Annotated in this window: 23 protein-coding genes, 2 tRNA genes and 1 pseudogene; 12 read left to right on the top strand and 14 right to left on the bottom strand. The window is 64.2% G+C overall.

Annotated elements, in window-relative coordinates:
• Window positions 1-249 precede the first annotated feature (249 nt).
• Both FG93_RS14130 and FG93_RS14125 read right to left on the bottom strand, forming a co-directional pair.
• Window positions 250-546: a hypothetical protein gene (locus FG93_RS14130; protein ID WP_043235333.1), complete on the bottom strand. Its 297-nt coding sequence runs from the start codon at window positions 544-546 to the stop codon at window positions 250-252.
• Between the two features lie 156 nt (window positions 547-702).
• A tRNA-Cys gene (locus FG93_RS14125) sits at window positions 703-776 on the bottom strand.
• A 190-nt stretch (window positions 777-966) separates the two neighbouring features.
• On the opposite strand from FG93_RS14125, the gene FG93_RS14120 reads away from it, so the two are divergent.
• The 4 genes from FG93_RS14120 (at window position 967) to FG93_RS14105 (ending at window position 4,441) form a co-directional block, all read left to right on the top strand.
• Window positions 967-1,041 (top strand) — tRNA-Asn (locus FG93_RS14120).
• 347 nt (window positions 1,042-1,388) lie between these two features.
• Window positions 1,389-2,030: a protein-L-isoaspartate O-methyltransferase gene (locus FG93_RS14115; protein ID WP_043235331.1), complete on the top strand. Its 642-nt coding sequence runs from the start codon at window positions 1,389-1,391 to the stop codon at window positions 2,028-2,030.
• Between the two features lie 160 nt (window positions 2,031-2,190).
• Entirely contained in the window at window positions 2,191-3,591 is a 1,401-nt protein-coding gene (locus FG93_RS14110) for a TolC family outer membrane protein (protein ID WP_052513753.1), read from the top strand.
• 241 nt (window positions 3,592-3,832) lie between these two features.
• Window positions 3,833-4,441: a PopZ family protein gene (locus FG93_RS14105; protein ID WP_244448617.1), complete on the top strand. Its 609-nt coding sequence runs from the start codon at window positions 3,833-3,835 to the stop codon at window positions 4,439-4,441.
• A 135-nt stretch (window positions 4,442-4,576) separates the two neighbouring features.
• On the opposite strand, the gene FG93_RS14100 is transcribed toward FG93_RS14105, so the two are convergent.
• Complete coding sequence (locus FG93_RS14100) at window positions 4,577-4,804, bottom strand: hypothetical protein (protein WP_043235330.1); 228 nt, start codon at window positions 4,802-4,804, stop codon at window positions 4,577-4,579.
• A gap of 209 nt (window positions 4,805-5,013) precedes the next feature.
• Between FG93_RS14100 and dps the strand changes: the two genes are divergently transcribed.
• The 6 genes from dps (at window position 5,014) to FG93_RS14070 (ending at window position 13,820) form a co-directional block, all read left to right on the top strand.
• Entirely contained in the window at window positions 5,014-5,493 is a 480-nt protein-coding gene (gene dps, locus FG93_RS14095) for a DNA starvation/stationary phase protection protein Dps (protein ID WP_043235328.1), read from the top strand.
• A 121-nt stretch (window positions 5,494-5,614) separates the two neighbouring features.
• Window positions 5,615-8,434 (top strand): valine--tRNA ligase, encoded by a 2,820-nt coding sequence (locus FG93_RS14090; protein WP_043235327.1) that lies wholly within the window; start codon window positions 5,615-5,617, stop codon window positions 8,432-8,434.
• Between the two features lie 71 nt (window positions 8,435-8,505).
• Window positions 8,506-10,134, top strand: coding sequence for an alkaline phosphatase (locus tag FG93_RS14085; protein WP_081881541.1), 1,629 nt, complete (start codon window positions 8,506-8,508; stop codon window positions 10,132-10,134).
• Between the two features lie 158 nt (window positions 10,135-10,292).
• Entirely contained in the window at window positions 10,293-10,874 is a 582-nt protein-coding gene (locus FG93_RS14080; RefSeq protein WP_043235589.1) for a YqaA family protein, read from the top strand.
• A 278-nt stretch (window positions 10,875-11,152) separates the two neighbouring features.
• Complete coding sequence (ilvD, locus tag FG93_RS14075; RefSeq protein WP_043235325.1) at window positions 11,153-12,883, top strand: dihydroxy-acid dehydratase; 1,731 nt, start codon at window positions 11,153-11,155, stop codon at window positions 12,881-12,883.
• Window positions 12,870-13,820, top strand: a complete 951-nt coding sequence (locus FG93_RS14070) for a tetratricopeptide repeat protein (protein WP_244448616.1) — start codon at window positions 12,870-12,872, stop codon at window positions 13,818-13,820. The genes ilvD and FG93_RS14070 overlap by 14 nt, the downstream gene beginning before the upstream one ends.
• Before the next feature lie 113 nt (window positions 13,821-13,933).
• On the opposite strand, the gene xth is transcribed toward FG93_RS14070, so the two are convergent.
• Both xth and FG93_RS14060 read right to left on the bottom strand, forming a co-directional pair.
• Window positions 13,934-14,719: an exodeoxyribonuclease III gene (gene xth / locus FG93_RS14065; protein WP_043235323.1), complete on the bottom strand. Its 786-nt coding sequence runs from the start codon at window positions 14,717-14,719 to the stop codon at window positions 13,934-13,936.
• Window positions 14,720-14,908: 189 nt separating this feature from the next.
• Window positions 14,909-15,358 (bottom strand): BA14K family protein, encoded by a 450-nt coding sequence (locus tag FG93_RS14060; RefSeq protein WP_043235322.1) that lies wholly within the window; start codon window positions 15,356-15,358, stop codon window positions 14,909-14,911.
• A 272-nt stretch (window positions 15,359-15,630) separates the two neighbouring features.
• Between FG93_RS14060 and FG93_RS14055 the strand changes: the two genes are divergently transcribed.
• Entirely contained in the window at window positions 15,631-16,197 is a 567-nt protein-coding gene (locus FG93_RS14055) for a TIGR00645 family protein (RefSeq protein WP_052513752.1), read from the top strand.
• An 8-nt stretch (window positions 16,198-16,205) separates the two neighbouring features.
• Here FG93_RS14055 and FG93_RS14050 read toward each other — a convergent pair whose 3' ends face one another.
• From FG93_RS14050 to FG93_RS14020, 8 genes and pseudogenes are all read right to left on the bottom strand, one after another.
• Window positions 16,206-17,720, bottom strand: coding sequence for an ATP-binding protein (locus tag FG93_RS14050; protein WP_043235320.1), 1,515 nt, complete (start codon window positions 17,718-17,720; stop codon window positions 16,206-16,208).
• 116 nt (window positions 17,721-17,836) lie between these two features.
• Window positions 17,837-18,112 (bottom strand): YARHG domain-containing protein, encoded by a 276-nt coding sequence (locus FG93_RS14045; RefSeq protein ID WP_244448615.1) that lies wholly within the window; start codon window positions 18,110-18,112, stop codon window positions 17,837-17,839.
• Window positions 18,113-18,180: 68 nt separating this feature from the next.
• On the bottom strand, window positions 18,181-18,696 hold the full coding sequence (locus tag FG93_RS14040) for an ImmA/IrrE family metallo-endopeptidase (protein ID WP_043235318.1): 516 nt from the start codon (window positions 18,694-18,696) through the stop codon (window positions 18,181-18,183).
• Window positions 18,697-18,776: 80 nt separating this feature from the next.
• Entirely contained in the window at window positions 18,777-19,076 is a 300-nt protein-coding gene (locus tag FG93_RS14035; protein ID WP_043235316.1) for a hypothetical protein, read from the bottom strand.
• An 82-nt stretch (window positions 19,077-19,158) separates the two neighbouring features.
• On the bottom strand, window positions 19,159-19,383 hold the full coding sequence (locus FG93_RS34035; RefSeq protein WP_369347058.1) for a diguanylate cyclase: 225 nt from the start codon (window positions 19,381-19,383) through the stop codon (window positions 19,159-19,161).
• Window positions 19,316-19,504, bottom strand: a pseudogene (locus FG93_RS34030) (hypothetical protein); the annotation flags it as partial. The pseudogene FG93_RS34030 and the gene FG93_RS34035, both read right to left, overlap by 68 nt.
• A gap of 48 nt (window positions 19,505-19,552) precedes the next feature.
• A complete protein-coding gene (locus FG93_RS14025) occupies window positions 19,553-20,533 on the bottom strand; it encodes a Gfo/Idh/MocA family protein (protein WP_043235312.1) in 981 nt (326 codons plus the stop codon).
• Window positions 20,534-20,734: 201 nt separating this feature from the next.
• Window positions 20,735-21,664 carry a LysR family transcriptional regulator gene (locus FG93_RS14020; protein ID WP_052513751.1) on the bottom strand — a complete coding sequence of 310 codons (930 nt, stop codon included), beginning with the start codon at window positions 21,662-21,664 and terminating at the stop codon, window positions 20,735-20,737.
• 102 nt (window positions 21,665-21,766) lie between these two features.
• Between FG93_RS14020 and ampC the strand changes: the two genes are divergently transcribed.
• Window positions 21,767-22,936 carry a class C beta-lactamase gene (gene ampC / locus FG93_RS14015; RefSeq protein ID WP_043235310.1) on the top strand — a complete coding sequence of 390 codons (1,170 nt, stop codon included), beginning with the start codon at window positions 21,767-21,769 and terminating at the stop codon, window positions 22,934-22,936.
• A 129-nt stretch (window positions 22,937-23,065) separates the two neighbouring features.
• On the opposite strand, the gene FG93_RS14010 is transcribed toward ampC, so the two are convergent.
• Window positions 23,066-24,481 (bottom strand): FAD-binding oxidoreductase, encoded by a 1,416-nt coding sequence (locus tag FG93_RS14010; RefSeq protein WP_043235582.1) that lies wholly within the window; start codon window positions 24,479-24,481, stop codon window positions 23,066-23,068.
• Between the last annotated feature and the right edge of the window lie 27 nt (window positions 24,482-24,508).

Here is a 24,508-nt window from a genome sequence, read left to right as displayed (position 1 = left end):
GCGCGGCAGGCACAGGCTCTCATATGGACGACGGTCAAGTCCCCCTAGCTGCCGCCGAGGATTGCGGGGATCGCGGGACGAGGGCTTTTGCTGGGTCGTCCCGCATGAGGCCGAGCCTGCCGTCGCGCGACCCCAGCTCTTCAGCGAGCGCGGCAAGAGAGCGTGACAGCCACCAGCGTGCTGCGCCCACCGGCTCGCACGAAATCGGCGCCGTCATGGCGCCGATCCCGGCATTGCTGCGGTGCGGCGCTACCAGCGGTAATAGGGGCGGCCGTAATAGTGGCGATGCCGCCAGTGACCGCGTGCATAGCCATAGGGCGGCGGGCCGTAATGGCGGCGGCCGTAATATCCACGCGGTGGGCCGTAGCGATAACCGTGGGAGTAGTGTCCCCGGCCATGGCGCCAGTCGCGATACTGAACCTGCTGAATATCGGACGTCCCGCTCAGCAGATCGCCTGCCGTCATCGGCGGCGCTGCGAGCGCGGCTGCGGGCAGGGCAGTCGTCAGACCCAGCATCACGGCCGAGGCGAGGAAAAAGTTTCGCATGATTCGTCTCCATGTGAATCGGATCGACAGCATGGAAGCCGATCGGGCTCGAACCCGTGATGAACGGGATTGTCCGGAACCGTTCATGTCGTGCAAAGCTCTGGTGCCCCTGCGTGCGCGAGGTTCAGGGCAGTCTGGGTACTGGTTTTGGGGAGGTGGAGGCCTCGCCCGGAATCGAACCGGGGTGCAAGGATTTGCAGTCCTCTGCGTAACCACTCCGCCACGAGGCCATCCGCGGACAATCACGCTGCGGTGATGTCCTAGGGCTGCCTATAACCACATGGCGCGCCGGGCCGCAACCGGGAACAGCAGCAATCGTTGAATTGATCTGTCATCTGGGGATGAACAGGATTCCTGCCATCGAAGTGTCGTAAAGGGCTTGCGCCCGGACAAAGGCGTCGCTATTACCCCGGCCATCGGTCCCGGATAGCTCAGCGGTAGAGCAATCGACTGTTAATCGATTGGTCGCAGGTTCGAATCCTGCTCCGGGAGCCAACTCTTCTCAGCTTGAGAATTCGCAGCCCGTGCGTCGGCCCCTTAGCCAGGGGCAGGGCGTTGGCTCGTGATTTCCGAATTTTATGCGCGCTTGCTGGTCTGAGTTCTCAGCATGATCGCGAGGGTGGCGCGCGTTCGCCATCGCGGGCTCACTCCACTGCAGTCCGCCGAGGTTCGCTGGTCGGGGCCCGACCATTCGTTCCGTCGATCCGCCACGGTCGCTCCTCAGACGTGGAATCCTGCTGCAGCTGAACCGGCGCGCTGCCGCGTCCGTCTTGCCTTTTGCGACCGCCTCGAACAAAAGCTGAGGACGGCGAACACGCGCCGCGCAGACGGAGATCGAGGATATGGACAGCTTCACCGAGCTGCGCCGGATGATGGTGGATTGCCAATTGCGGACCTATGACGTGACGGACCGTGCGGTTCTCGCGGCTGCCGACCGCGTCCCGCGCGAAGCTTTTGTTCCCGCCGAACTCTCCCACCTTGCCTATCTCGACCAGTCTGTCGCCTTGCCGGGCACGAGTCGGGCGCTGATGACGCCGATGGTGATCGTGCGGATGATCCAGATGCTCAGTATCCAGCCCGGCGAGCGCGTGCTCGAATATGGCGGTGGCACAGGGTATGGCGCGGCACTGATGGCGGATATGGGCGCGGTCGCAACGCTTTGGGAGCCTGACGCGGCTGCTCTCGATCAGGCGCGTGGGGCGCTGGCGCAAGCCGGCGCTGTCGGCGTGACGCTCAGCGCCACGCGGCCTGCCGAATCGCATTTCGATGCGATTCTCGTCAGCGGCGCCTGCGAGACCATTCCGGAGAGCCTTTTTGGCCTCGTCAGCGATAATGGCCGGCTGATCCTGGTCGAGGGGCAGGGGCGAGCCGCGCGGGTGCAGCTTTATCAAAAAAGCGCGCAATCCATGTCGGCGAGGCCGGTTTTCGATGCGGCGGCGCCTGTTTTGGAAGAATTCCGCCGCGTCCCGAGTTTTGAATTTTGATTCGGCAGTGTCGCATTTATGCGGCACTGCGCCATGGAAACGACCATTTGCGCCTGGGTGAGATTGGCGCGGGCTGCGGCTCCGGGTATGAATCACTCCAACTATGCCGAGGCTGGGGCGATGCCTGGGCGAGACTTGAGTCCGCACAAGAGGCGTCCACGTGAACGATAAAGAAATTAAGCGGAAGTCGGCCGGATACGGTCTCGCTGCGGTTCTGGCCACTGTTTTGGCCACCAGCCAGACCACATCGGCTTCTGCGCAGACGATGGATGCATCGCTGGCGCGGGCCTATAACGGCAATCCGACGCTGAACTCGCAGCGCGCCGCGGTGCGTGCGACCAACGAGAACGTGCCGCAGGCACTGTCCGGCTACCGGCCGCGCATCACCGCTTCGGCGGATATCGGTGCGAGCCTGATAGACGCCAATCAGCCCGGAGCCGGCAACAGCACGACCCGCCTGGCGCCGCGTGGCGCAGGCGTCCAGATCGACCAGAACATCTTCGACAGCGGCAAGACCCGCAGCTCGGTCAGCCAGGCGGAATCGCAGGTTCTGGGTGCGCGGGCGACACTGCGCAATACCGAGCAGAACGTGCTGCTCGATGCCGCCACGTCGTACATGAACGTGCTGCGCGACACCGCAATTCTCAATCTGAACCGCAACAACGTCGAGGTTCTCGAGGAGCAGCTGCGCCAGACGCGTGACCGATTTCAGGTCGGCGAGGTAACCCGAACCGACGTGGCGCAGGCGGAAGCCCGCTTGTCGCAGGCGCAGTCTGCGGAGATTTTGGCGGAATCGAACCTCAAGACCAGCATCGCGCGCTTTCGCCAGAATGTCGGCGTGGAGCCGAAGCAGCTCGCGCCGGGGCGGCCTATCGAGAACCTGCTGCCCAAATCGCTGCCGGTTGCGCTTGACGTCGCGCTGGTAGGGCATCCTGCGATCATCGCAGCCCTGCATGGCGTCGATGCGGCGGAGTTGCAGGTGAAGGTCACGGAAGCGGATCTCGGTCCGACCGTGGGTGTGCGTGGCCTGGTCGCGCAGCGCTACGACAGCCAGGTTTTTGGCGACAATCGCTTCTCGGCCAGTGCAGTGGCGACGCTGACGATCCCGATCTATGAGGGTGGCCAGGTCTATTCGCGGACTCGGCAGGCCAAGGAGACGGCCGGTCAGCGCCGGATCGACGTCGACACGTCGCGAGACACCGTGCGCGCTGCCGTCGTCTCCGCCTGGGGCAGTCTTGATGCTGCCAAGGCGCAGATCATCGCAGCTCAGGCGCAGGTTCAGGCGGCTGAAACCGCGCTTGCCGGTGTCCGCGAGGAAGCCAAGGTCGGCCAGCGCACCACGCTTGACGTGTTGAACGCGCAGCAGGAACTGGTGATTGCGCGGTCGACGCTGGTGACGGCGCAGCGTGACCGGGTCGTCGCATCCTATGCCGTGCTCTCGGCCGTCGGCAGGCTCTCGGCTGAGACGCTGAAGCTCAAGGCTGCGATCTACGACTCCCGCAAGCATTACGATCAGGTCAAGGGACTGCTCTGGGGCACCCAGGTTCCTGACGGGCGCTGAGGCACAGCTGAAGGTTGACCACGGGGGCTGCGGCCCCCGTTTCTGTTTTGCGCCACGCGAAGCGCTGCGCTGGCTGTGTTCGCCGTTCTGCGGTCCCTGGGCGACATTCCGGCAACAATCCGGATTTCTCCTGTGGGCGCGCCCGTACCCGCCTTGCTTGGCGCAGTTTGCGTGGAATACTCAGCGTTGGGGCTGCGTTTGATTCGGTTCGCGCGCCCGGTGTCGAGTGGTCGGACCCAGCATGAGCGCGCAACCCAAGCCCAACGAACCGTCGATGGAGGAGATTCTCGCCTCCATCCGCCGGATCATCGCGGATGACGAGGTCAAGCCCGCTGAGGCGAGCGCGCCGCCGCCGGCACCTGAGCCGCCACCGGCGGCACCGCAGTTGCAACTCGTCGAAGAGATCGATGACGACGTGCTCGATCTCGGAGCTGAGGCGAGCTTGGTGACACCGCCTGCGGAGGTTGAGTCTGAGCCTCCGGCAGTGGCGATGCAGCCCAGCCTGGATGTCGATTTCATCGAGCCGACCGAGCCCGAGATCAAGCCGGAGCCGCAACCGGAGCTGTCGGCGCAGATGTTCGTGCCGCCACCCTTCGTTCCAGTCCAGTCCGCGCTGCCGTCTCTCGATATGGCTGCCCTGATTTCGGAGCAGGCGGGTTCGGCGGTGAACAACGCCTTCGGTGCGCTCGCCCACACGGTCCTGACCAACAACGCGCGCACGCTCGAGGATCTGGTCAAGGATATGCTGAAGCCGATGCTCAAGACCTGGCTCGACGACAATCTGCCAACCATGGTGGAACGTCTGGTGCGCGCCGAGATCGAACGCGTCGCCCGCGGTAATCGGCACTGAGGCATTTCCAGCGCCAAGGCGAAACTGGCTGGCTAAAGTATCGGCCCGAAAAGTGGATTGCGGTTTTCGGGGCAAAGCCGATGCAAACACAGAAGGTTAGATGATCGGACCGGGTACGATATCCGGACCGATCATCTAACGGCCGCGCAGCCGTCGGTGGCGTCGTTGCGGCACCCTGATGTCGTCAAAGGCGCCGGCATCATGCAACTGCTTGAGGGCGAAACCGGCGAGGGTCAACGCGGCGGTTGGCCCACCCAGCCGTGAGACCAGCATGGCGAGGCCGACCGCGACAGGGCGTGAGAAACGTCCCGAAGCCGCTTCGACGGCCACCCATGCTCCGAGGCTGTGAACGAGGAGCTTCATCCGGTCATCCTGCTGTGCTTGAGGGGGCGGGCAATCCGATCGATGGAAGCCTAACCACCGAGACGGGACGTGGTTCCGTATCGTGTTGGTTTGACGATTGCACCGGGGCGTGCCTGTTTCGGACCCGAAGGAGTGCGAAGCCTCTCCGGGGGCAGACGGCTTCGCGAGCCTGATGCCACCTTCGGCGAGCCTTAACGCGAGGACCGATCATGAAGAAGCCCACGTCACGCATCGATCTGAAGTCCAACACCAAGACCGCAATGATCAGCCTGCTCAATGCCCGCTTGGCGGACGGCATCGATCTCGCCCTGGTCACCAAGCAGGCGCACTGGAATCTGAAGGGCCCGGGCTTCATCGCGATCCACGAGATGCTCGATGGCTTCCGCGCCGAGCTCGACACGCATGTCGATACGGTCGCAGAGCGCGTGGCGCAGCTTGGCGGGATCGCACTTGGCACAACGCAGAATGTCGCGTCCGGCACGACGCTGAAGCCCTATCCGACCGAGATCGTCGCGGTGAAGGACCATCTCGCGGAGCTGATCGAGCGCTATGCCGAGACCGCCAAGACTGTTCGCACCGGGATCGACACTGCGGCTGAGGCCGGCGATGCCGACACGGCCGATATCCTGACCGGGTATTCTCGGGCGCTCGACAAGGCACTCTGGTTCCTGGAGTCGAGCGCGGCCTGAGGCATCCGCATTGTCGAAAGCGTTGACGGGACGCCCACGCATGGGCTCTTAAGACCAATAACCTTTTGGCCTGACCTCCGGCCGGGGCTTTCCCCCGGCCATTTTGCGTTCGAGCGAAGCAATGATGGACAAGACATTCGAGCCCGCCACCGTTGAGGCGCGCATCAGCAAGGCCTGGGAAGAGGCTGAGGCCTTTCGGGCGGGGCGGGGCGCGGAGCCCGGTGCAGAGCCCTATTGCATCGTCATCCCGCCGCCGAACGTCACCGGTTCGTTGCATATGGGCCATGCGCTCAACAACACGCTGCAGGACGTGCTCTGCCGCTTTGAGCGCATGCGCGGCAAGGACGTGCTCTGGCAGCCGGGCACCGACCATGCCGGCATCGCGACCCAGATGGTGGTCGAGCGCAAGCTTGCCGCCGAGAACAAGACCGATCGCCGGACGATGGGCCGAGAGGCCTTCCTCGAGGAGGTCTGGCGCTGGAAAGCCGAGTCCGGCGGCACCATCGTCAACCAGCTGAAGCGGCTCGGCGCCTCCTGCGACTGGTCGCGCGAACGCTTCACCATGGACGAGGGGCTGAGCGCGGCCGTGCTCAAGGTCTTCGTCTCACTCCACAAGCAGGGGCTGATCTACCGCGCCAAGCGGCTGGTGAACTGGGATCCGAAATTCCAGACGGCCATTTCGGATCTCGAGGTCCTGCAGGTCGAGAAGACCGGCTCGTACAAATGGCAGCGCGGCGGAGAGGAGGAGTTCGACTCCGCGAAGCTCGACAAGGCGCTGAACCGCGATCCGAGCGGGCATCTCTATTATTTCAACTATCCGCTCGAAGGCGCGGTCTACGATCCCGGAGATGCCTCGACATTCATCACCGTTGCGACGACCCGGCCGGAGACGATGCTGGGCGATACCGGTGTCGCCGTGCATCCCGAGAACGAGCGGCTGAAGGGCCTGATCGGCAGAAATGCGATTCTGCCGCTGGTTGCCCGTGTCATCCCGATCTTTGGCGACGACTATGCTGACCCCGAGAAGGGCACCGGCGCGGTCAAGATCACGCCGGCGCATGACTTCAACGATTTCGAGGTCGGCAAGCGCCACAAGCTCGCCGTCGTCAATATCCTCGACGGCGAAGCCCGCATGCTTCTCGAAGGGAACGAGGATTTCCTGGCTGGTGCCAAGCCTGAGCCGGCGGTGCAGGCATTGCACGGTCTCGACCGCTTCGCTGCCCGCCGCCTCGTCGTTGCGCTGATGGCCGAGCGCGGCTTGCTGGCGAAGATCGAGCCGCATGCGCATACGGTGCCGCATGGCGACCGCTCGGATGTCGTGATCGAGCCCTGGCTGACCGATCAGTGGTATGTCGACGTCAAGCCGCTGGCGGAACGCGCGCTCAAGGCCGTGAAGGACGGGCGCACGAAGATCACCCCCGACAGCTGGACCAGAACCTATAATGACTGGCTCGAGAACATCGAGCCCTGGTGCGTCTCGCGCCAGTTGTGGTGGGGACACCAGATTCCGGCCTGGTACGGGCCGGATGGCGAGTGCTTCGTCGCCGAATCCGAGACCGCCGCGCAGGCTCTGGCGGTCGGCCATTATGGCGGCCCGGTTACGCTGACGCGCGACGAGGACGTGCTCGATACCTGGTTCTCTTCAGCGCTCTGGCCGTTCTCGACGCTTGGCTGGCCGGAGGAGACGCCGGAGCTCAAGCGCTACTACCCGACGGCCACGCTCGTCACCGCCTTCGACATCATCTTCTTCTGGGTCGCCCGGATGATGATGATGGGGCTCAATTTCATGGATGAGGTGCCGTTCCGCGACGTTTATATCCACGCCATCGTTCGCGACGAGAAGGGCGCGAAGATGTCGAAGTCGAAGGGCAACGTCATCGATCCGCTGACGCTCGTCGACAAGTACGGTGCCGACGCCCTGCGCTTCACGCTCTCGGCGATGGCGGCGCAGGGGCGCGACATCAAGCTCGCGACCTCGCGCGTCGAGGGGTATCGCAACTTCGCGACCAAGATCTGGAATGCCTCGCGCTTTGCCGAGATGAATGGCTGCCAGCGCGTCGAGGGGTTTGATCCCGCCAAGGTCAAGCAGCAGCTCAATCGCTGGATCCTCAGCGAGGCGGCGCGGGCTGCCGACGAGATCGCGGTCGGCATTGCCAGCTTCAAGTTCAACGAAGCGGCAGGCGCCGCCTATCGCTTCGTCTGGAACGAGTTCTGCGACTGGTATCTCGAGCTGGCGAAGCCCGTACTGCAGGGGGATGGCGCGGCCGCCGAGGAGCGGGCAGAGGCACAGGCCACCGTTGCCCATGTCATCGACCTGATCTGCCAGCTTCTCCACCCCTTCATGCCCTTCCTCACCGAGGAACTCTGGGCTGTGAAGGCGGGCGAGGGGGCTCCGCGCAAGCTCGCCAAGGGCGATGCCGCGCTGGTCTGCCTGACGCGCTGGCCCGAGCTTGCCGGCCTCAAGAACGAGGCGGCCGAGGCCGAGATCGGCTTCGTCGTCGATCTGATCTCCGACATCCGCTCGGTCCGCTCCGAGACCAATGTGCCGGCCGGCGCGCAAGCGCCTCTGGTCCTGGTCAAGGCGAGCGCCGCAACCAAGGCGACGATCGAAGCCTGGGCACCGATGATCGAGCGGCTCGCGCGTGTCTCTGCGATCACCTTCGCCGAGATCGCCCCGCCGCAATCCGCCCAGATCATCGTGCGTGGCGAAGTCGCGGCTCTGCCGCTCGCCGGCATCATCGATCTCGACGCGGAGCGGGCGCGCCTGACCAAGGAACTCGCCAAGCTCGACCAGGACATTCTCGCGGTCGAGCGCAAGCTCGGCAATTCAGATTTCGTCGCTCGTGCGCCGGAAGAGGTCGTTGAGGAAAACCGCGAGCGCAAGGCGCAGGCCGAGGCGCGCAAGGTCAAGATCGGCGAAGCGCTGGTGCGGCTGCAATAGTCCGGTAGCGCGTCACTCCTGCGTTATGCAAAGACTGGTAGGGTTCCAAACACGCTTGCTGGGGCCCTGCCATGTTTCGCCGCAATGTCTTTGGTCGGTTTATTGTCGATGACTTTCTGACCGATGCGGGCACACCCTCGCGCCGGCGCTTCCTGCAGGGGCTTGCAGCTTCGGGTCTGCTGCTCACCGGCGGCGGTATGCTCGACCAGCGGGTCTGGGCCAATCCGGTCTTCGCCGCCTATCCTTTCGGGCTCGGTATCGCCTCGGGCGATCCGTCTGCCGATGGCTTCGTGATCTGGACAAAGCTCGCGCCCCTGCCGCTTGCGCGCAATGGCGGCATGCCCATGAAGGCTGTCGAGGTCACCTACGAGATCGGCTCCGAGGCGAATATGCGCCAGGTCGTGCAGCGCGGCTCGGCCCTGGCCCGGCCCGAGCTTGGCCACGCCGTCCATGTCGAGGTCTCCGGGCTGGAACCGAACCGCGACTATTTCTACCGCTTCACCTGCGGCGGCGAGCGCACCATGACGGGCCGCGCCCGCACCTTCCCGGCGGCAAATGCGTCGATCGAGCGAGCTCATTTCGGTGTGCTCGGCTGCCAGCGCTACGAGGACGGCTATTTCACCGCCTTTCGCCATGTGGCGGATGAGCACTTCGATTTCATCTATCACTATGGCGACTACATCTACGAGTACCGCATGGTACGGCCGAACGAGCGGCCGCTACCTGTCGCGCGCGTCATGCCCGGAGATCCCGACGAGATCTATTCGCTCGCCGATTACCGGCATCGTTATGCGATCTACAAATCCGATCCCGACCTGCAACTGGCCCATGCCTCGGCACCGTGGCTCGTCTCGTTCGACGATCATGAGGTCGACAATAATTTTGCCGGCTTGGTCTCGGAGCAGAATATTCCGCCGGAGATATTCGCGCTGCGTCGCGCTGCCGGCTTCCAGGCCTGGTATGAGCATATGCCATTGCGCCGGGCGTCGATCCCGAATGGCCCGTCGATCCAGGCCTATCGGCGCTTCCTTTATGGCGATCTGGCCCAGATCGATGTGCTCGACACCCGCCAGTCGCGCTCCGACCAGCCTTGCGGGGATGGCTCGCACGCGGCCTGCACTGACGCCCTGAAGCCGGATAACACCATGCTTGGCGAGAAACAGGAGGCTTGGCTCGCCGAAGGCCTGCGCAGTTCGGGAGCACGATGGAACGTGCTGGCGCAGCAGGTCATGGTGATGCGCCACGACCGCGATCCCGATCCGAAGAAGACCAGCTACAGCATGGACAAATGGGACGGTGCAGTGGCGGCACGCCAGCGACTGTTCGATACGCTGGACAGCGCCCGCACGGCCAACGCAGTGGTGCTGACCGGAGACATCCACCAGAACTGGGCGGGCGAGCTCAAGGCCAATTTCGACGATCCCAAGTCCAGGACCCTTGGTGTCGAGTTCGTCGCGACCTCGATCACCTCCGGCGGCGACGGAGCCGATATGACCAAGGCGGGGCAGGTGGTCCTGCAGAAGAACCCGCATATCGGCTTTTTCAACAATCAGCGCGGCTATATGCGCCATATCATGTCGCAAGGCGGCTGGCAGGCCGACTACCGTGTGCTGGACCGAGTTACCACCGCCGGAGGTGCGGTCTCGACGCGCGCCAGCTTCGTCGTCGAGGCGGGAAAGCCCGGGATGTCGCCGAAATGAGCCGATCTGCGCTGCCCGCATCAGGACATGAATCGGTCGCCAAATTGACCTTGAACTAAGAGACCTCTGGCATATTCCCGGGGACACGATTAGATGCGCGCGGGGTGCAAGTCTGCCATGCGCCGTTCGATCCACTGCACGAGACACTGAACCGACGCATGCTCAAGCGAGCTTATGACTGGTGCGTTTCCTACGCATCCCACCCCGCCGCGCCGTGGTTGCTCTTCGCCCTCACCTTCGTCGAGAGCTCGATCAGCCCGTTGCCTCCGATCCCGCTGCTGCTGCCGATGTGCATCGCGCGGCCGGACCGGGCCTGGTTCTATGCTGGAATCTGCTCGCTTGGCGCGGTCACGGGGGGCTATCTCGGCTATGCGATCGGCGCCTTCCTGTATGAATCCGTCGGCGTCTGGCTGATCAGCATCTACGGGCTTCAGGAGAAGGCCGCCCATCTGATCTCGAGCTCGCAGGATTTCTGGTTCTGGGTGCTCGTCACCAAGGGGCTGACGCCGATCCCGTTCAAGATCGTCACGATCATGTCGGGCTTCCTGCATTTCGACATCTGGAAGTTCACCATTGGCATGGTGATCTCGCGCGTCACCTTCTTCGCCATGATCGCGCTCGCCCTGCGCTTCTACGGCGACAACATCCGTATTTTCATCGAGAAGCACCTGCCGCTCAGCGTGACGATTCTGCTGGTGGTGGTCGTTGGCGGGTTCTTCGTCCTGCCCATGGTTCTCTGAGCTGCGGCTCCTCGAATTGTGACATCGTGGCAACACCGCCGAGGCATCGCATGCGCGCTGTCCTGAGCTGGAATAGATGCCGCGATGCCGCCACAAAGCGCGCCCAGCAAAGAGGGACGTTAAGTCACTGAGATTTTGATGATTTAAAGTCGGGTTTGTCCGGTTGGAAGAATATGTCCTTCCCGAGCCTGCAAAGACACTGAACGTTGCGCCTGGCGCGGGCTGCGTGGCACATCTGCCGCGCGCTGCAAGCGCAGGGTGGAACGAGGACAGGTAGAATGGACGCGCGCGTTTTCGATAAGTCGAAGCTACCCAGCCGGCATGTCAGCGTCGGGCCGGCGCGCGCTCCGCATCGTTCCTACTACTACGCGATGGGGATGACCTCGAAGCAGATCGCGCAGCCCTTCGTCGGCGTGGCGTCCTGCTGGAATGAGGCGGCTCCCTGCAACATCTCGCTGATGCGCCAGGCCCAGGCCGTGAAGAAGGGCGTCGCTTCGGCCGCGGGCACGCCGCGCGAGTTCTGCACCATCACGGTCACCGACGGCATCGCCATGGGCCACCAAGGCATGAAATCGTCGCTGGCGTCGCGCGAGTGCATCGCCGACTCGGTCGAGCTCACCATGCGCGGCCATTGCTATGACGCACTGGTCGGCCTTGCCGGCTGCGACAAGTCCCTTCCGGGCATGATGATGGCGATGGTTCGCCTCAATGTACCGTCGATCTTCATCTATGGCGGCTCGATCCTGCCCGGCACCTTCAAGGGCAAGCCGGTCACCGTCCAAGACGTATTCGAAGCTGTCGGCAAACACTCCGTCGGCGCCATGTCGGACGAGGACCTGAAGGAACTGGAGGAGGCGGCCTGCCCGTCCGCGGGCTCCTGCGGCGCCCAGTTCACCGCCAACACCATGGCGACGGTTGCCGAGGCGATCGGCCTTGCGCTGCCCTATTCCTGCGGCGCACCTGCGCCCTACGATGTACGCGACACCTTCTGCTACACCGCCGGCGAGATGGTGATGGAGCTGATCTCCAGGAACATTCGCCCGCGCGACATCGTCACCCGCAAGGCGCTGGAGAACGCGGCCATGGTCGTGGCAGCCTCTGGCGGCTCGACCAATGGCGCGCTGCATCTGCCGGCGATCGCGCATGAATGCGGCATCGATTTCGATCTCTTCGCTGTCGCCGAGATCTTCAAGAAGACCCCCTACATCGCCGACCTGAAGCCAGGTGGGAAATACGTCGCCAAGGACATGTTCGAGGTCGGCGGCATCCCCTTGCTGATGAAGACCCTGCTCGACCATGGCTACCTGCATGGCGACTGCATGACCGTGACGGGCCGCACCATTGCCGAAAACCTCGCTTCGGTGAAATGGAATGACGAGCAGGACGTGATCCGTCCCGCCAACAAGCCGCTATCCGACAATGGCGGTGTCGTCGGTCTGCAGGGCAATCTCGCGCCGGAGGGCGCGATCGTGAAGATCGCGGGCATGCCGACCGAGAGCCTGGTCTTCACCGGGCCGGCCCGCTGCTTCGATTGCGAGGAGGACGCCTTCAAGGCCGTCACCAATCGCGAATACAAGGTCGGCGATGTGCTGGTCATCCGCTACGAGGGCCCCAGGGGCGGCCCCGGCATGCGCGAGATGCTGTCGACGACCGCGGCCCTTTACGGTCAGGGCATGGGCGACAAGGTCGCGCTGATCACGGACGGGCGATTCTCCGGCGCGACGCGTGGCTTCTGCGTCGGTCATGTCGGCCCCGAAGCCGCCGTTGGCGGGCCGATCGGCCTCATCCGGGATGGGGACATCATCGAGCTCGATGCCATCACAGGAAAGCTCGCGTGCCGCCTTTCTGATGCCGAACTTGAGGAGCGTCGTAAGGCCTGGAAACCGCGCAAGACCGACTACAATTCGGGTGCGCTGTGGAAATATGCACAGACGGTCGGTTCCGCCAAAGGTGGGGCCGTGACCCACCCAGGAGGGGCGGCAGAAACCCATTGCTATGCGGATATCTGAGACCATCATAGCTGGAACATTTCTGATCCTGGGCTGCCAGTCGGCAGCCTGGTCGCAGGATGTCATGGGCCGGGCGCCGATCCCGCCGCGCTCCATTCCGGGCGCTCCGCTGCCGGAGCCCGAGGGGCCGCCTCCCGCGGGCCTGCAGGCTTTACCCAATGGCCGCGTGCTGGCGCCCGCACCGAATGCCCCTGCTGCGCATGCTGCGCTGCCGCTCGCGCCTTTCGCCAGCGCGCGCGATGCGCTCAAAGCCTGGATGCGTGATTCGACGGCTGGAGATCAGGCCGGCGCCGTGCGCGCGCTCGAATATGCAGCAGCTCACGGTCACCTCACGGCCCAGTACAAGCTCGGCCGGATGTATGCCGGTGGCGAAGGCGTTCCAAGCAACGATCTCAAGGCTTTCGAGTACTTCTCGAAGATCGCGGATGAGAATGCCGATGCGATTCCGGGTACAGCTGACGGGCGCATCGTCGGCAGCGCCTTCGTCGCGCTCGGCAGTTATTTCACGGACGGTATCAAGGGCTCCTATGTGAAGCCCAATATCGACCGGGCCTTCGATATGTTCCACTACGCCGCATCCTATTTTGGCGATCCCGACGGGCAGTACAATCTCGCCCGGCTCTACATGAATGGGCAAGGCACCGGCCGCGACCAGCGGCAGGCGGCGCGCTGGATGAAGCTTGCCGCCGAGAAGGGGCATGTGCCGGCGCGTGCCGTTTTCGGCGACATGCTGGTTCGTGGCAGCGATGGTGTTCCGCGTCAGGTCTCACAGGGGCTGATGTGGCTTGCTCTGGCGCGCGATGCCGCCGATCCGACGCGTGAGACCTGGATCTTCGAGCGCTACGACGCGGCCTTCGCTGCAGCCTCCGTGAGTGACCGCAACGCGGCGTTATCGTTGTTTGAACGCCAGGTTGCAGGCCGCTCCAGCGGGCGCTGAGGGCGCCGCACGCCAGGCATCCGACCTCACGAGGCGGCGCTACGGAAAAGTCTCCGCGCGACGTGAGACGACGCTCGATGCCATCAACAGCCGCGTGAGCACGCGGTTGTTGATTACGCCGCCTTCAACTCCACGATGACCGGCACATGGTCCGACGGCTTGTCCCAGCCGCGGACATGCTTGGCGATCGAGACAGCTGCAAGCCTGTCTGCAGCGTGCGGCGAGAGCAGGAGATGGTCGATCCGGATGCCGTTGTTCCGCTGCCAGGCGCCTGCCTGATAGTCCCAGAAGGTGTAGAGTCCGCCGGAATCCGTGGTCGAGCGCAGCGCTTCGGTGAAGCCGAGATTGACGAGGCCACGGAAGGCAGCCCGCGTCTGCGGCAGGAATAGTGCATCATCGACCCAGGCTGCTGGTTCGCGCGCATCACGGGGCTCGGGGATGGCGTTGTAGTCGCCGGCCAGAACCAACGGCTCTTCATGGGCGAGCAGCATTTGCGCATGGGCAGTCAGGCGGCGCATCCAGCCGAGCTTATAGGAATATTTTTCGGTATTGGGCGGATTGCCGTTCGGCAGGTAGATCGAGGCGATGCGGACCACGCCGCCGGCATAGGGCAGCACACCTTCGAGATAGCGCGCCTGCTCGTCGGCATCGTCGCCGGGCAGGCCACGGCGGACGTCCTCGAGCCTGGCGCGGCTGAGAATCGCGACGCCGTTGAAGGTCTTCTGGCCATGGGTCTCGACCTGCCAGCCAGCGTCCTCGATCTCGCGCCGCGGGAAATCGCCGTTGACGCATTTCAGCTCCTGCAGGCACAGCGCGTCGGGCTCGGATTCCCTCAGGAAATCGAGCAAATGGCCGAGCCGCTGGCGGACCGAATTGACGTTCCAGGTGGCAATGCGCAACGGGCTGGCTCCGAGTCAGGTCGAGCGGAGAATAAGCGTCAGAGATCGCCCGCTGACAACCCTGCTGTGGGGCTGGTCATGTCAAACGACGTCAGCATGAATGCCCGAGCGGCACATCTCCCCATCAAAAAGCCTCCCCATGTCACCACGGAGAGGCTTGATATCGTGCCGCTGAATTCGCGTCAGCGCTCAGGGGCAGGCGCGAACCACGCCGCCCGCGCCGATATAGGTACCGGTCTCGGGGTCGTAGCTGCGGAACCGGCGCGCGCAATAGGCCACCGCATCGGCATCCGGAGAGGCGTAGACCGGCCCACCATAGACGGGTCCACCGTAGACCGGGGCCGGGGCAGCATAGACCGGGCCAGGCGCGAGCAGCGCGCCAGCTGCCAATGCGCCGAGGGCGCCCGCCGCAATCCCGGCACCGACAGCCGCACCGCGTCCGCCGCGATAATAGCCGCCACGGTAGCCGTAGCCTGGGCCGTAATATCTCCGATACTGCACGCTCTGAACCAGATCCTTGCCGGATTCGGCGACAGCCGCGGCTGAGCCAGTCGTCGCGCTCAGCGGCGCGGCACTCGCGGGGGCGGCGAGAACGGCGCCTCCTAGCAGCGCTGTGGCGATGGCGAGGGTCTTGATCATGACGAAACTTTCTCCTTTCCTCTCGAATGTGAGAGGAACGCGAGTGTTCCTCCAATCCGTGGCAATTTTATAGTGCAAGGCGACGGCATGAAAGCCGCGGCCGCCAAGATCCGCGAAATTTCATCCTTACGGCGCTTCGTCACCGCATTTCAGCATTTCGATGCAAAGCTCCGCTCAGGATTAGCGCTTGTCTCGCAGGCGCTCCCGCACCATCTAGCGACGGCGTGATGTTGCTTCGCAACACGATCCCTTCCCGCATCCGGAACCACTCCATGCCGCATCAGAATTCGACGCTGCCTCCTGCCGAGACAATGAAGCTCTTGCCGAGGATCATTTTCGGTTCGCGCTGGCTGCAGGTACCGCTCTATCTCGGCCTTATCGTCGCCCAATGCGTCTACGTCTTCCTGTTCCTGAAGGAACTGGTCCACCTCGTCACACACGCGACGGAGTTCGGCGAGCAGCAGATCATGCTGGTCGTGCTCGGGCTGATCGACGTAGTGATGATCTCCAACCTGCTGATCATGGTCATTGTCGGCGGCTACGAGACATTCGTTTCGCGCCTGAAGCTCCATGGTCACCCCGATCAGCCGGAATGGCTGAGCCATGTCAATGCGAGCGTCCTGAAGATCAAGCTTGCGATGGCGATCATCGGGATCTCGTCGATCCACCTGCTCAGGACCTTCATCGAGGCCGGGAACATCGGCAATACGGGGCGGGTGACGAACTACACCGAGACCGGGGTCATCCTGCAGACGGTGATCCACGTCGTCTTCATCTTCTCGGCCATGGGCATCGCCTGGGTCGACAAGATCACGCTGCCAGCCGGCAAGGGGCACTGAGCCACCGGTCAGGCCCTGAGACCGCGCGGCATCCCCTTGGTGCTGCGCGGCTGCGCCATGCCCGGCGCAGTCTCGATGCCGATCGTCGGCAATGCCAGCGTGCGCTGGCCGCGAAAATCGACATGGCAGACGAGGAGCCCGCGCTCCTCGATATAACCCAAAACACGGCGGGCACGGCCCGGCGAATGGCTGCCATAGACCTCGGCGAGCTCGGCATCTGTCGGGGCGGGTGCGCCCTCGATTGCGGTGCGGGCAATGTAGAGAAACAGGCTCTGGAGGTCGTCCGGCAGGGTGGCTGCGGCGTCGAGCGAGACCTGCCAGGCATGGGATGCCGTGATGTCCTCGCTCGCCCCTGCGCGCGCTACGGCGAGCCGTCGGCGGAAGTCGTCGAGACTGAGCGATGATTGACCGACGCGGCGCATGCGGCAGCGTACCGTAAAGTCCTGATAGACCACGGCAACCTGGCGGGTTCGCGTTTCCGGATCCTCCATCAGGTCGCGCAGGATCTCGGTCATGATCGCCTCGCGCTCTTCCGGCTCCATCGGAATCTCGGACTCCGGCTCGACGATGGGCGCAGGGCGATAGCTCTCGATCTGGCGGAGCACTTCATTCGCTGCCGGGCGCGGTCGCGGTGTGGGACGCGGGACCCAGGAGGTGACTGGAGGTTCGTTCTCGCCTGCCTCGAAGATCAGCTTGCTCGCATCCTCCGGGGCCTGCTCGGGCAGGGGCATCAGGCCAGGCGCACTGCCGCGATCGACCGAGGACACGGCGCCGATCCTGAGCGGCAAGGGGCGTTTCGACAATGCGGGGCCCAAAGCGACGAACTGGCCACGCTCGAGGTCGCGGAACATTTCGGCCTGGCGCCGGTCCATGCCGAGCAGGTCGGAGGCGCGCTGCATGTCGATATCGAGGAAGGTACGACCCATCAGGAAGTTCGAGGCCTCGGCCGCGACGTTCTTGGCAAGCTTGGCGAGGCGCTGCGTCGCGATCACCCCGGCGAGGCCGCGTTTGCGGCCGCGGCACATCAGATTGGTCATGGCGCCGAGCGAAAGGCGACGGGCCTCGTCTGACGCTTCGCCGGCCATCACCGGGGCGAAGAGTTGCGCTTCGTCGACGACGACCAGTATCGGGAACCACATGCTGCGATCGACATCGAACAGCCCGCCGAGGAAAGCGGCCGTCGCGCGCAGCTGCTCGTCGGCATCGAGATTTTCGAGATTGAGCACGATCGAGACGCGATGCTGGCGGACGCGCACGGCGATGCGCTGCAACTCGGCCTCGCCGCACGCGGCATCGACCACGACATGACCGAATTGGCCAGCCAGCGAGACGAAATCGCCCTCCGGGTCGATCACGGCCTGCTGGACCAGTGGTGCGCTCTGCTCCAGCAGCCGGCGCAGCAGATGCGACTTTCCGGAGCCGGAATTGCCTTGGACCAGCAGGCGCGTCGCCAACAATTCGGCGAGATCAAGCAGCGCGGGTTGTCCTCCCTGGGTCAAGCCCATGTCGATGCCCGTCGTCATGCTCTGGTCTTGCCGCTCCGTCTGCCGCCCTGTTCCCGGACCGGCGCTTCTAACACACTGAAACTGGCCGATGGCCGGATACGGGCCGGCCTTCCACAGCTATCGGTCCCGGCAAATCAGCGCGGGCAGCGCCGCGCGCGTTCTTCACGCTGGATGTCGGCGATCATGCGACGCTGCGTGTTCGACAGCGGCAGATCCTCGGCATTGTCGTGTTGGCACCCGGCATTGCCAAAGGCCGCAATGCCGCGCTGGGTGCGGAAGCAATAGCCCTGCGCCTTGTAGATCTCGTTGCGGGCGTACCACAGCTCATCGCAGGTTTGCTGGGCGAGAGCCGGCGCAGGCATTCCTGTCAAAGTCAGGAATGCCATGATCATCAATGTCTTGTGCGGCATGGCTTATCTCTTGAATCGAGTCGGCTCGATGCAAGATTGGGCCGTCGGACAAGCCCGGGCAAGCGGGTCTACTTCAACTCGCTCTTGCGCAGCATGGCGGCGCTCATGCTGACTCCGAAATGCTCGCTCATCTCGCCTGCACTCATATGGCGGATTGCCTCGATGTTTGGAATCAACAAGGCGGCGGCGTAGCGCCGGGCCTGATACTCCATCGCCCGGACTTTGGCCGAGAGGCGCTCGGCCTGTGAGCCGGAGGGAGCGCGATGCAAGATTCCTTCATGGCCGAGCAGGGCGTGCCCGACCTCGTGGGCGATCGTCATCAGCGACCGGCCTTCGCCGCGCAGGGCCGCGAGGAACACGGATTCCGGAATCCGCAGGCGTTTGGTCTCGGAATCCCATTGCGCCTCGGCGTCGGCGAGCTGGCCGTCCGGTACGCGTTCATAAGCAAAATTGGGATAGCGGGCCTTCAGCCGCGCCATCAGGATCATGAAATCAATGCCTTGCTCGTCGCGGAAGCCGAGTTCGCGGCGGTGACTCAAAGCGCGGGCATCGATCTGGGCATCGGTCAGGAATGCGGGCTTCATGACAGCCTCCCGTGACGGAGCGGGAGCAGCCTAGCGCGCTATTTGCCAATGCTCAATCCAGGATAATCAGGTCTGCGTAGCTAGCGCGGGGCCATCTCGAGGCAGGTCAGAACCTGGACATAGCTGGGCGGGCCGCCGAGTTGTGCGCTCTCGACGCAGGTGTGGCGGCTCGGCGACGGATAAGCCGACCAGCGTTGTTCCAACGTCGCGCGCGCCTGGTTCTCATCGTCCTGGCAGGCCTGGGGGGTACGCCCGACTCCCATGCTGGAGCGGCCGACGTCGCGGCACGTGTTGACGACATCGAAGCGCGGCGGCCCATCGGCAACGGGAACGAAGAGACCGGTTGATAAGGAAAGTGAGAGAAGGGCTGCGCTGATCATGGCGAACCTCCGCAGGGTCGCCCGCGCGTCCCGCGCGTTCAAACCGAGCCTGTTCCAACATAGCGCGTCGCCTCTACTGCCGCTAGCCAAGCGTAAACCGGTTTCGGCCCTTGGCCTTGCTCTCGTAGAGCTGCCCGTCGGCGCGCCTGTAGATCTGCTCCAGCGGTTCCAGGCCGTCGAAAAGGGCCGCGCCGACGCTGACTGTCAGGTGTGGCCGTGTCCGATGCGTCGTGCGGAATCCTGAGCCCGGAGACCGCGCGGACGAGATTTTCGAGCATGCGGCGTGCGGTATCCGGCCGGGCACCATAGAAGATCAGGCCAAACTCCTCACCTCCCAGACGCCCGACCATGTCCATCGGCCGCCCGCCCTGCGTTACAACCGCTGCCGGTGTGCGCGGGGACGGTTTCGGAAGCCTTGCGCTGGTGATGAGAATGCGAGGGAAGCGGGGAGGCGCCCCGCTGCTGCAACGCCACTCCTACTGGTGCTGGCTGGTCAGAATGGCCTCGACGATCTCCTGAACGTTCAAGGCTTCCGGCAGGGTTGCGAGATGATGCGGCTCGCCCTGGGTGAGGCGGACAACACCTTCGAGCTGGCGTCTGAGCGCGACGGGGCGTGCATCGGCCTGCGACAATGCGTCGGCGGCGCGCTCCCAGCTGCCATCGGGCAGGCGGCGTTCGGCGATCGACCAGTCACAGAGCCGGACCGCGCCCTTGTCGCCTTCCAGCAGCCAGATATTGTGGTCGTCCTTACCAGTGGTACCGACACTGCCCTTGAGCTCGACGGGGATGTCTCCAGCCAGCAGCTTGGCTTCGATCCTGCGCTCCGATTTGCCGGCCTCCGGGAACGCAACGCTTGCCGTGAGCTCATGCAGGGGGCCGACCAGCCTGCGGCTCAGGAAGAGGAAATGCGACACGACCTCGCGGGTGAAGCCGCCCTGTTGTGTTCTGTCGAGCCAGGCCGCGGCATCGGCCTGCCAGGGGCGCGGCCAGGTCGCGAAGGCGACTTCGATCGAGACGCGGGACACTGTGCCGACCGCGCCCTGCGCGACCCAGTCCATCAGTGTCGCCACGGCAAGCGAGGAAGCGAAGGGAAAATTGACCGCGCCTCTGCCTCCGGCTTCCGCAACAAAGGCGCGTGCATCGGCGACATCGACCGCCAGCGGTTTCTCGCAAAAGACGCTCTTGCCCGCGCTGATAGCGGCGCGGGCGTGCGCGAGATGGGAGGCTGGCGGCGAGGCGATATAGACGCAGTCGCTGGCGGCGACGATTGCAGCGGCATCGGCCAGTCGCGGAACCTGCGGGAAGGTTGCGGCCATGCGCTCCATTGCCGAGGGGGCCGGATCCCAGATGCCGCTGACCTTCACCAGTTCCGATGACTGGTCGAGAATGGCGCGCAGCAGCCGCTCGCCCATGATGCCTGCGCCAATGATCCCGATCGAGAGAGTGCCGTTCCGCATCACCTGAGAATCCCTGCTCTGAGCCGAGGATCGCGATAGCAGGATTCCGCAAGCCCCACGAGCGCGCGAGCGGCCGTAATCACTCTTCGCTACCAGGTGGCGCGCAGCCCGGCGGTGAACGCATGAGGGGTGGCGTCGGTATCGAGCCGGACGTCATAGTCGGCAAACAGCGTGGCATAGCGGCCGCTTGCTTCACTGGGCTCACGCGCCGCGGGCCGAATGCTGCTGGCGCATATCGCCAAACGGCTCGTTCCGAGAGCCCGGATCCTGGGCCGCAATCCAGTCAGAAAATGCTCGCATCGCAGCCGTCGGCTTCCTCGATTTGAGTTTGGTCAGCCAATAGCTTCCGAGCGAAATCGAGGCCGGGAACGGTCTCCGGATCGAACCGTTGCGCAATTGGCGCGAGAACATGAGGGCTGGGGCCAAGGCTACTCCGACCCCTTGTTCGGCGGCCTCCATCATCGCAAGCGACGAGTCGAATACGATGGCACCTGCAATGTTGGGCGGCACGTCTGCGCCAGTGGCAGCAAACCAGCGGCTCCACTCGTCCACGCGGTAGCTGCGCAACAGGGTGAGTGCGCCCAGATCCTGCGGCGTGTCGAGTGCGGCGGCCAGTTCGGGCGTACAGAGCGGCGTCAGGGGCGCCTCAAACAACTCCGTCGCATCGAGTCCATGCCAGGCACCATTGCCGAAGCGGACGGAGAAATCCAATCCTTCCGCCGCCAGATCGACGCGGTTGTTGTTGGTGGAGAGCCTCAGTTCGACGAACGGGTGAGCGCGCCTGAAGTCCTCCAGTCGGGGCAGCAGCCAGCCGACCGCGAAGGTGCCAACCGCCCCCACCACGAGCAACTCGCGGACCTTGCCCGACCCAACCCTGTCGAGCGTCGTGGCCAGGCGATCGAAGGCATCACTCACGACAGGGAGGAGGGCTTCGCCTTCCGCGGTGATCCTGAGGCCGCGCGGGAGCCTGCGGAACAGCTGCACGCCCAACCTCTGCTCGAGAGATCGAACCTGCTGGCTCACGGCGGCTTGCGTCACGGCGAGTTCGATTCCGGCGCGCGTGAAGCTGAGATGCCTGGCCGACGCTTCGAACGCCCGCAACGCGTTGAGTGGCAGAAAAGGTCGAACCATCGATGCCCAAATTTATCTTATGGCTGATCCGACTTATCATCGTTTGTAGGGAGTTCGAAGGGGGCATAAACGGCGCTCATTCCGAGCTGGAAGGAGATGCCCATGCCCAAACGACTCTATGCAGGTCTGGCAGCCAGCGTTCTCGCCGGCACGCTGGGCAGCCTGTCCAGCGCCCACGGCGCAGGCCCCGACCAGGATGCCCGGGTGCGCCAGGCTGTCGACGAATCGGTGAAGCCGGTGATGGAGCAGCACGGGATCCCCGGCCTGGCCGTCGCCGTGACGATCGACGGAAAGCGCTATTTCATCGAGTACGGCCTGGCCTCGAAGGAACCCAGGGTTTCCGTCACGCGTGACACGCTCTTCGAGCTCGGGTCGATCAGCAAGACCTTTACAGCGACGCTTGCAACCTATGCCGAGGTCGAGGGCAAGCTGTCTCTGAGCGACAGCGTCAGCCAACACATGCCCGAGTTGAGGGGCAGTGCCCTGGACGATGTGCGACTGCTGGATCTCGGCACGCATACGGCCGGCGGCTTTCCGCTTCAGGTCCCCGATGACGTCAAGGATCAGAAGCAGCTCATGGCTTACTACCGCGCGTGGAAGCCGCGGTTCACTCCCGGCACATATCGCAATTACGCCAACCCAAGTATTGGCCTTCTCGGCGTGGTCACCGCGAAGGCCATGGGAGCAAGCTTCGAGACGCTGATGGAGCGGCGATTGTTCCCGGATCTCGGGCTACGCCGAACCTATATCACTGTCCCTGCGGCGGAGATGAAGAGCTACGCCTGGGGATACAGCCGGGACGACAAGCCGACCCGGGTCTCCCCGGGCCTGCTCGCGACCGAAGCCTACGGGATCAAATCCAACGCGGTCGACATGATCCGCTTCCTGGAGGTGAACATGGGCATCGGCACTGTACCGGGAAAGGTCGCTGTCGCTGCAAGTGCGACCCATACCGGGTACTTCCGCGCGGGCGAGCTCATCCAGGATCTGATCTGGGAGCAATATCCCTATCCGGTCGAGCTGGACAGGATCGTTGCCGGCAACTCGGCCAAGATGATCATGAACGGCACCCCGGCGGTTGCAATCGAGCCGCCGATGGCGCCGCGGAGCGACGTGATCCTCAACAAGACCGGTTCGACCAACGGCTTTGGCGGCTATGTCGCCTATGTCCCGGCGAAGAAGATCGGGATCGTCATGCTCGCGAACAAGAACTACCCCAACGATGCACGGGTGAAGGCCGCCCATCAGGTGTTGTCGCGGCTTGCCGAGTAGCGGCGGATCCGATTCCGCCTGACGAAGGACGATCGGAGCAGGCCGCCTGGCATGTGACACGCGCCCTGCTGCCACGGCTTCGGTTGGGCGCGACACCGTCACGTGCGAATCCGGCTCCGAGCGGCCGCGTCAGACCAGCCGCACGGCCTTGCCCGGATTCATAAGGTTCGAGGGGTCGAACTGGCGCTTGACGCCCCGCATCAGTTCCAGGTCGATTGGTGGCTTGTAGATTTCGATGAGGTCGCGCTTCAGCTCGCCCAGGCCGTGCTCGGCGCTAATGCTGCCGTCAAAGGTATCGACGAGATCATAGAGTGCCGTCTCGACCTGCTTGTGCAGGCTCTGGCGTTCGGTGGCATCGGCACCGGGCGGTGCCAACAGATTGAAATGCAGATTGCCGTCGCCGATATGGCCGAAGACGATCGGGCGCAGGCGTGCGTCGATCGCATACAGCGCGGCCAGGCAGCGATCGACAAAGACCGGGATGGCGCTGATTGGTGTGGAAACGTCGTGGCTGAAGCTGGGGCCTGCGCGCTTCTGCGCTTCGGTGATGTTCTCGCGCAGTGCCCAGAGCTGCTCAGCCTGTGCCAGGGAACGGGCAATGACGGCGTCGTCGACGATCTCCTGTTCGAAACCTTCGGAGAGAACTCCCTCCAGGATTGCCTCGAGAGGAATTTCTGGCGTCGCCGCATCGAGCTGGAGCAGCACATAGACGCCACCGCGCAATGTCGGCTGGGGGACATGCGGAGCGTGGGTTTCGACGAGGGCGCGGCAGTCTTCGGTAAAGCACTCGCAGCCGGACAACACATCGGCGGCGCGGGCCCGGGCGAGTTGGAACAGGCGCAGGGCAGCCGCGAAATCCCGGACGCTGGCCAGCGCGGTCGCGCGCGCCTGCGGCGCTGCGTGCAGTTTCAGCACGGCGGCGGTGACGATGCCGAGGGTTCCTTCCGAACCGATGAAGAGATGCTTCAGATCGTAGCCGGTGTTGTCCTTGCGCAGCGCACGCAGGCCGTTCCACACCCGCCCGTCGGAGAGCACCACTTCCAGCCCAAGCACCTGGTCGCGCATGTTGCCGTAGCGCAGAACCGCCGTTCCGCCAGCATTGGTGGCAATCGTGCCGCCGATCTGGCAACTGCCCTCGGCCGCGAGGCTGACGGGAAAGAACAGGCCGGCATCGTGGGCACGCTGCTGCAAGGTCTGCAGAACCACGCCTGATTCCACGATGGCGACGGCGTTGACCGTGTCGATCTCGCGGATACGGTTCATGCGCCCGAGCTGGACCACGATCGCCTGTCCGCTGTCATCGGGAATGCCGCCGAAGACGAGGCCGGTATTCCCACCCTGCGGGACCAGCGGAACCCGGTGGCGCTGGCTCCAGGCTGCAATCTCTGAGACTTGCTGGACGTTGGCCGGTCGGACCACGGCGCAGGCAAGACCGTGCCTCCGGCCGCGCCAGTCCTCGCAGAACGGCGCGATGGCGTCAGCGTCGGTCAGGACATGGCCGGCTCCAACGATCTGCTCGAGCTCGTTCAGGGGGGGCGTGGACATTGCGTTCTCCTGGAAAGCCGCGGGCGT

This window comes from Allobosea sp. LC85 (assembly GCF_000735605.1).
Lineage (GTDB): Bacteria > Pseudomonadota > Alphaproteobacteria > Rhizobiales > Beijerinckiaceae > Allobosea.
This window is presented reverse-complemented; position numbering and strand designations above follow the sequence as displayed.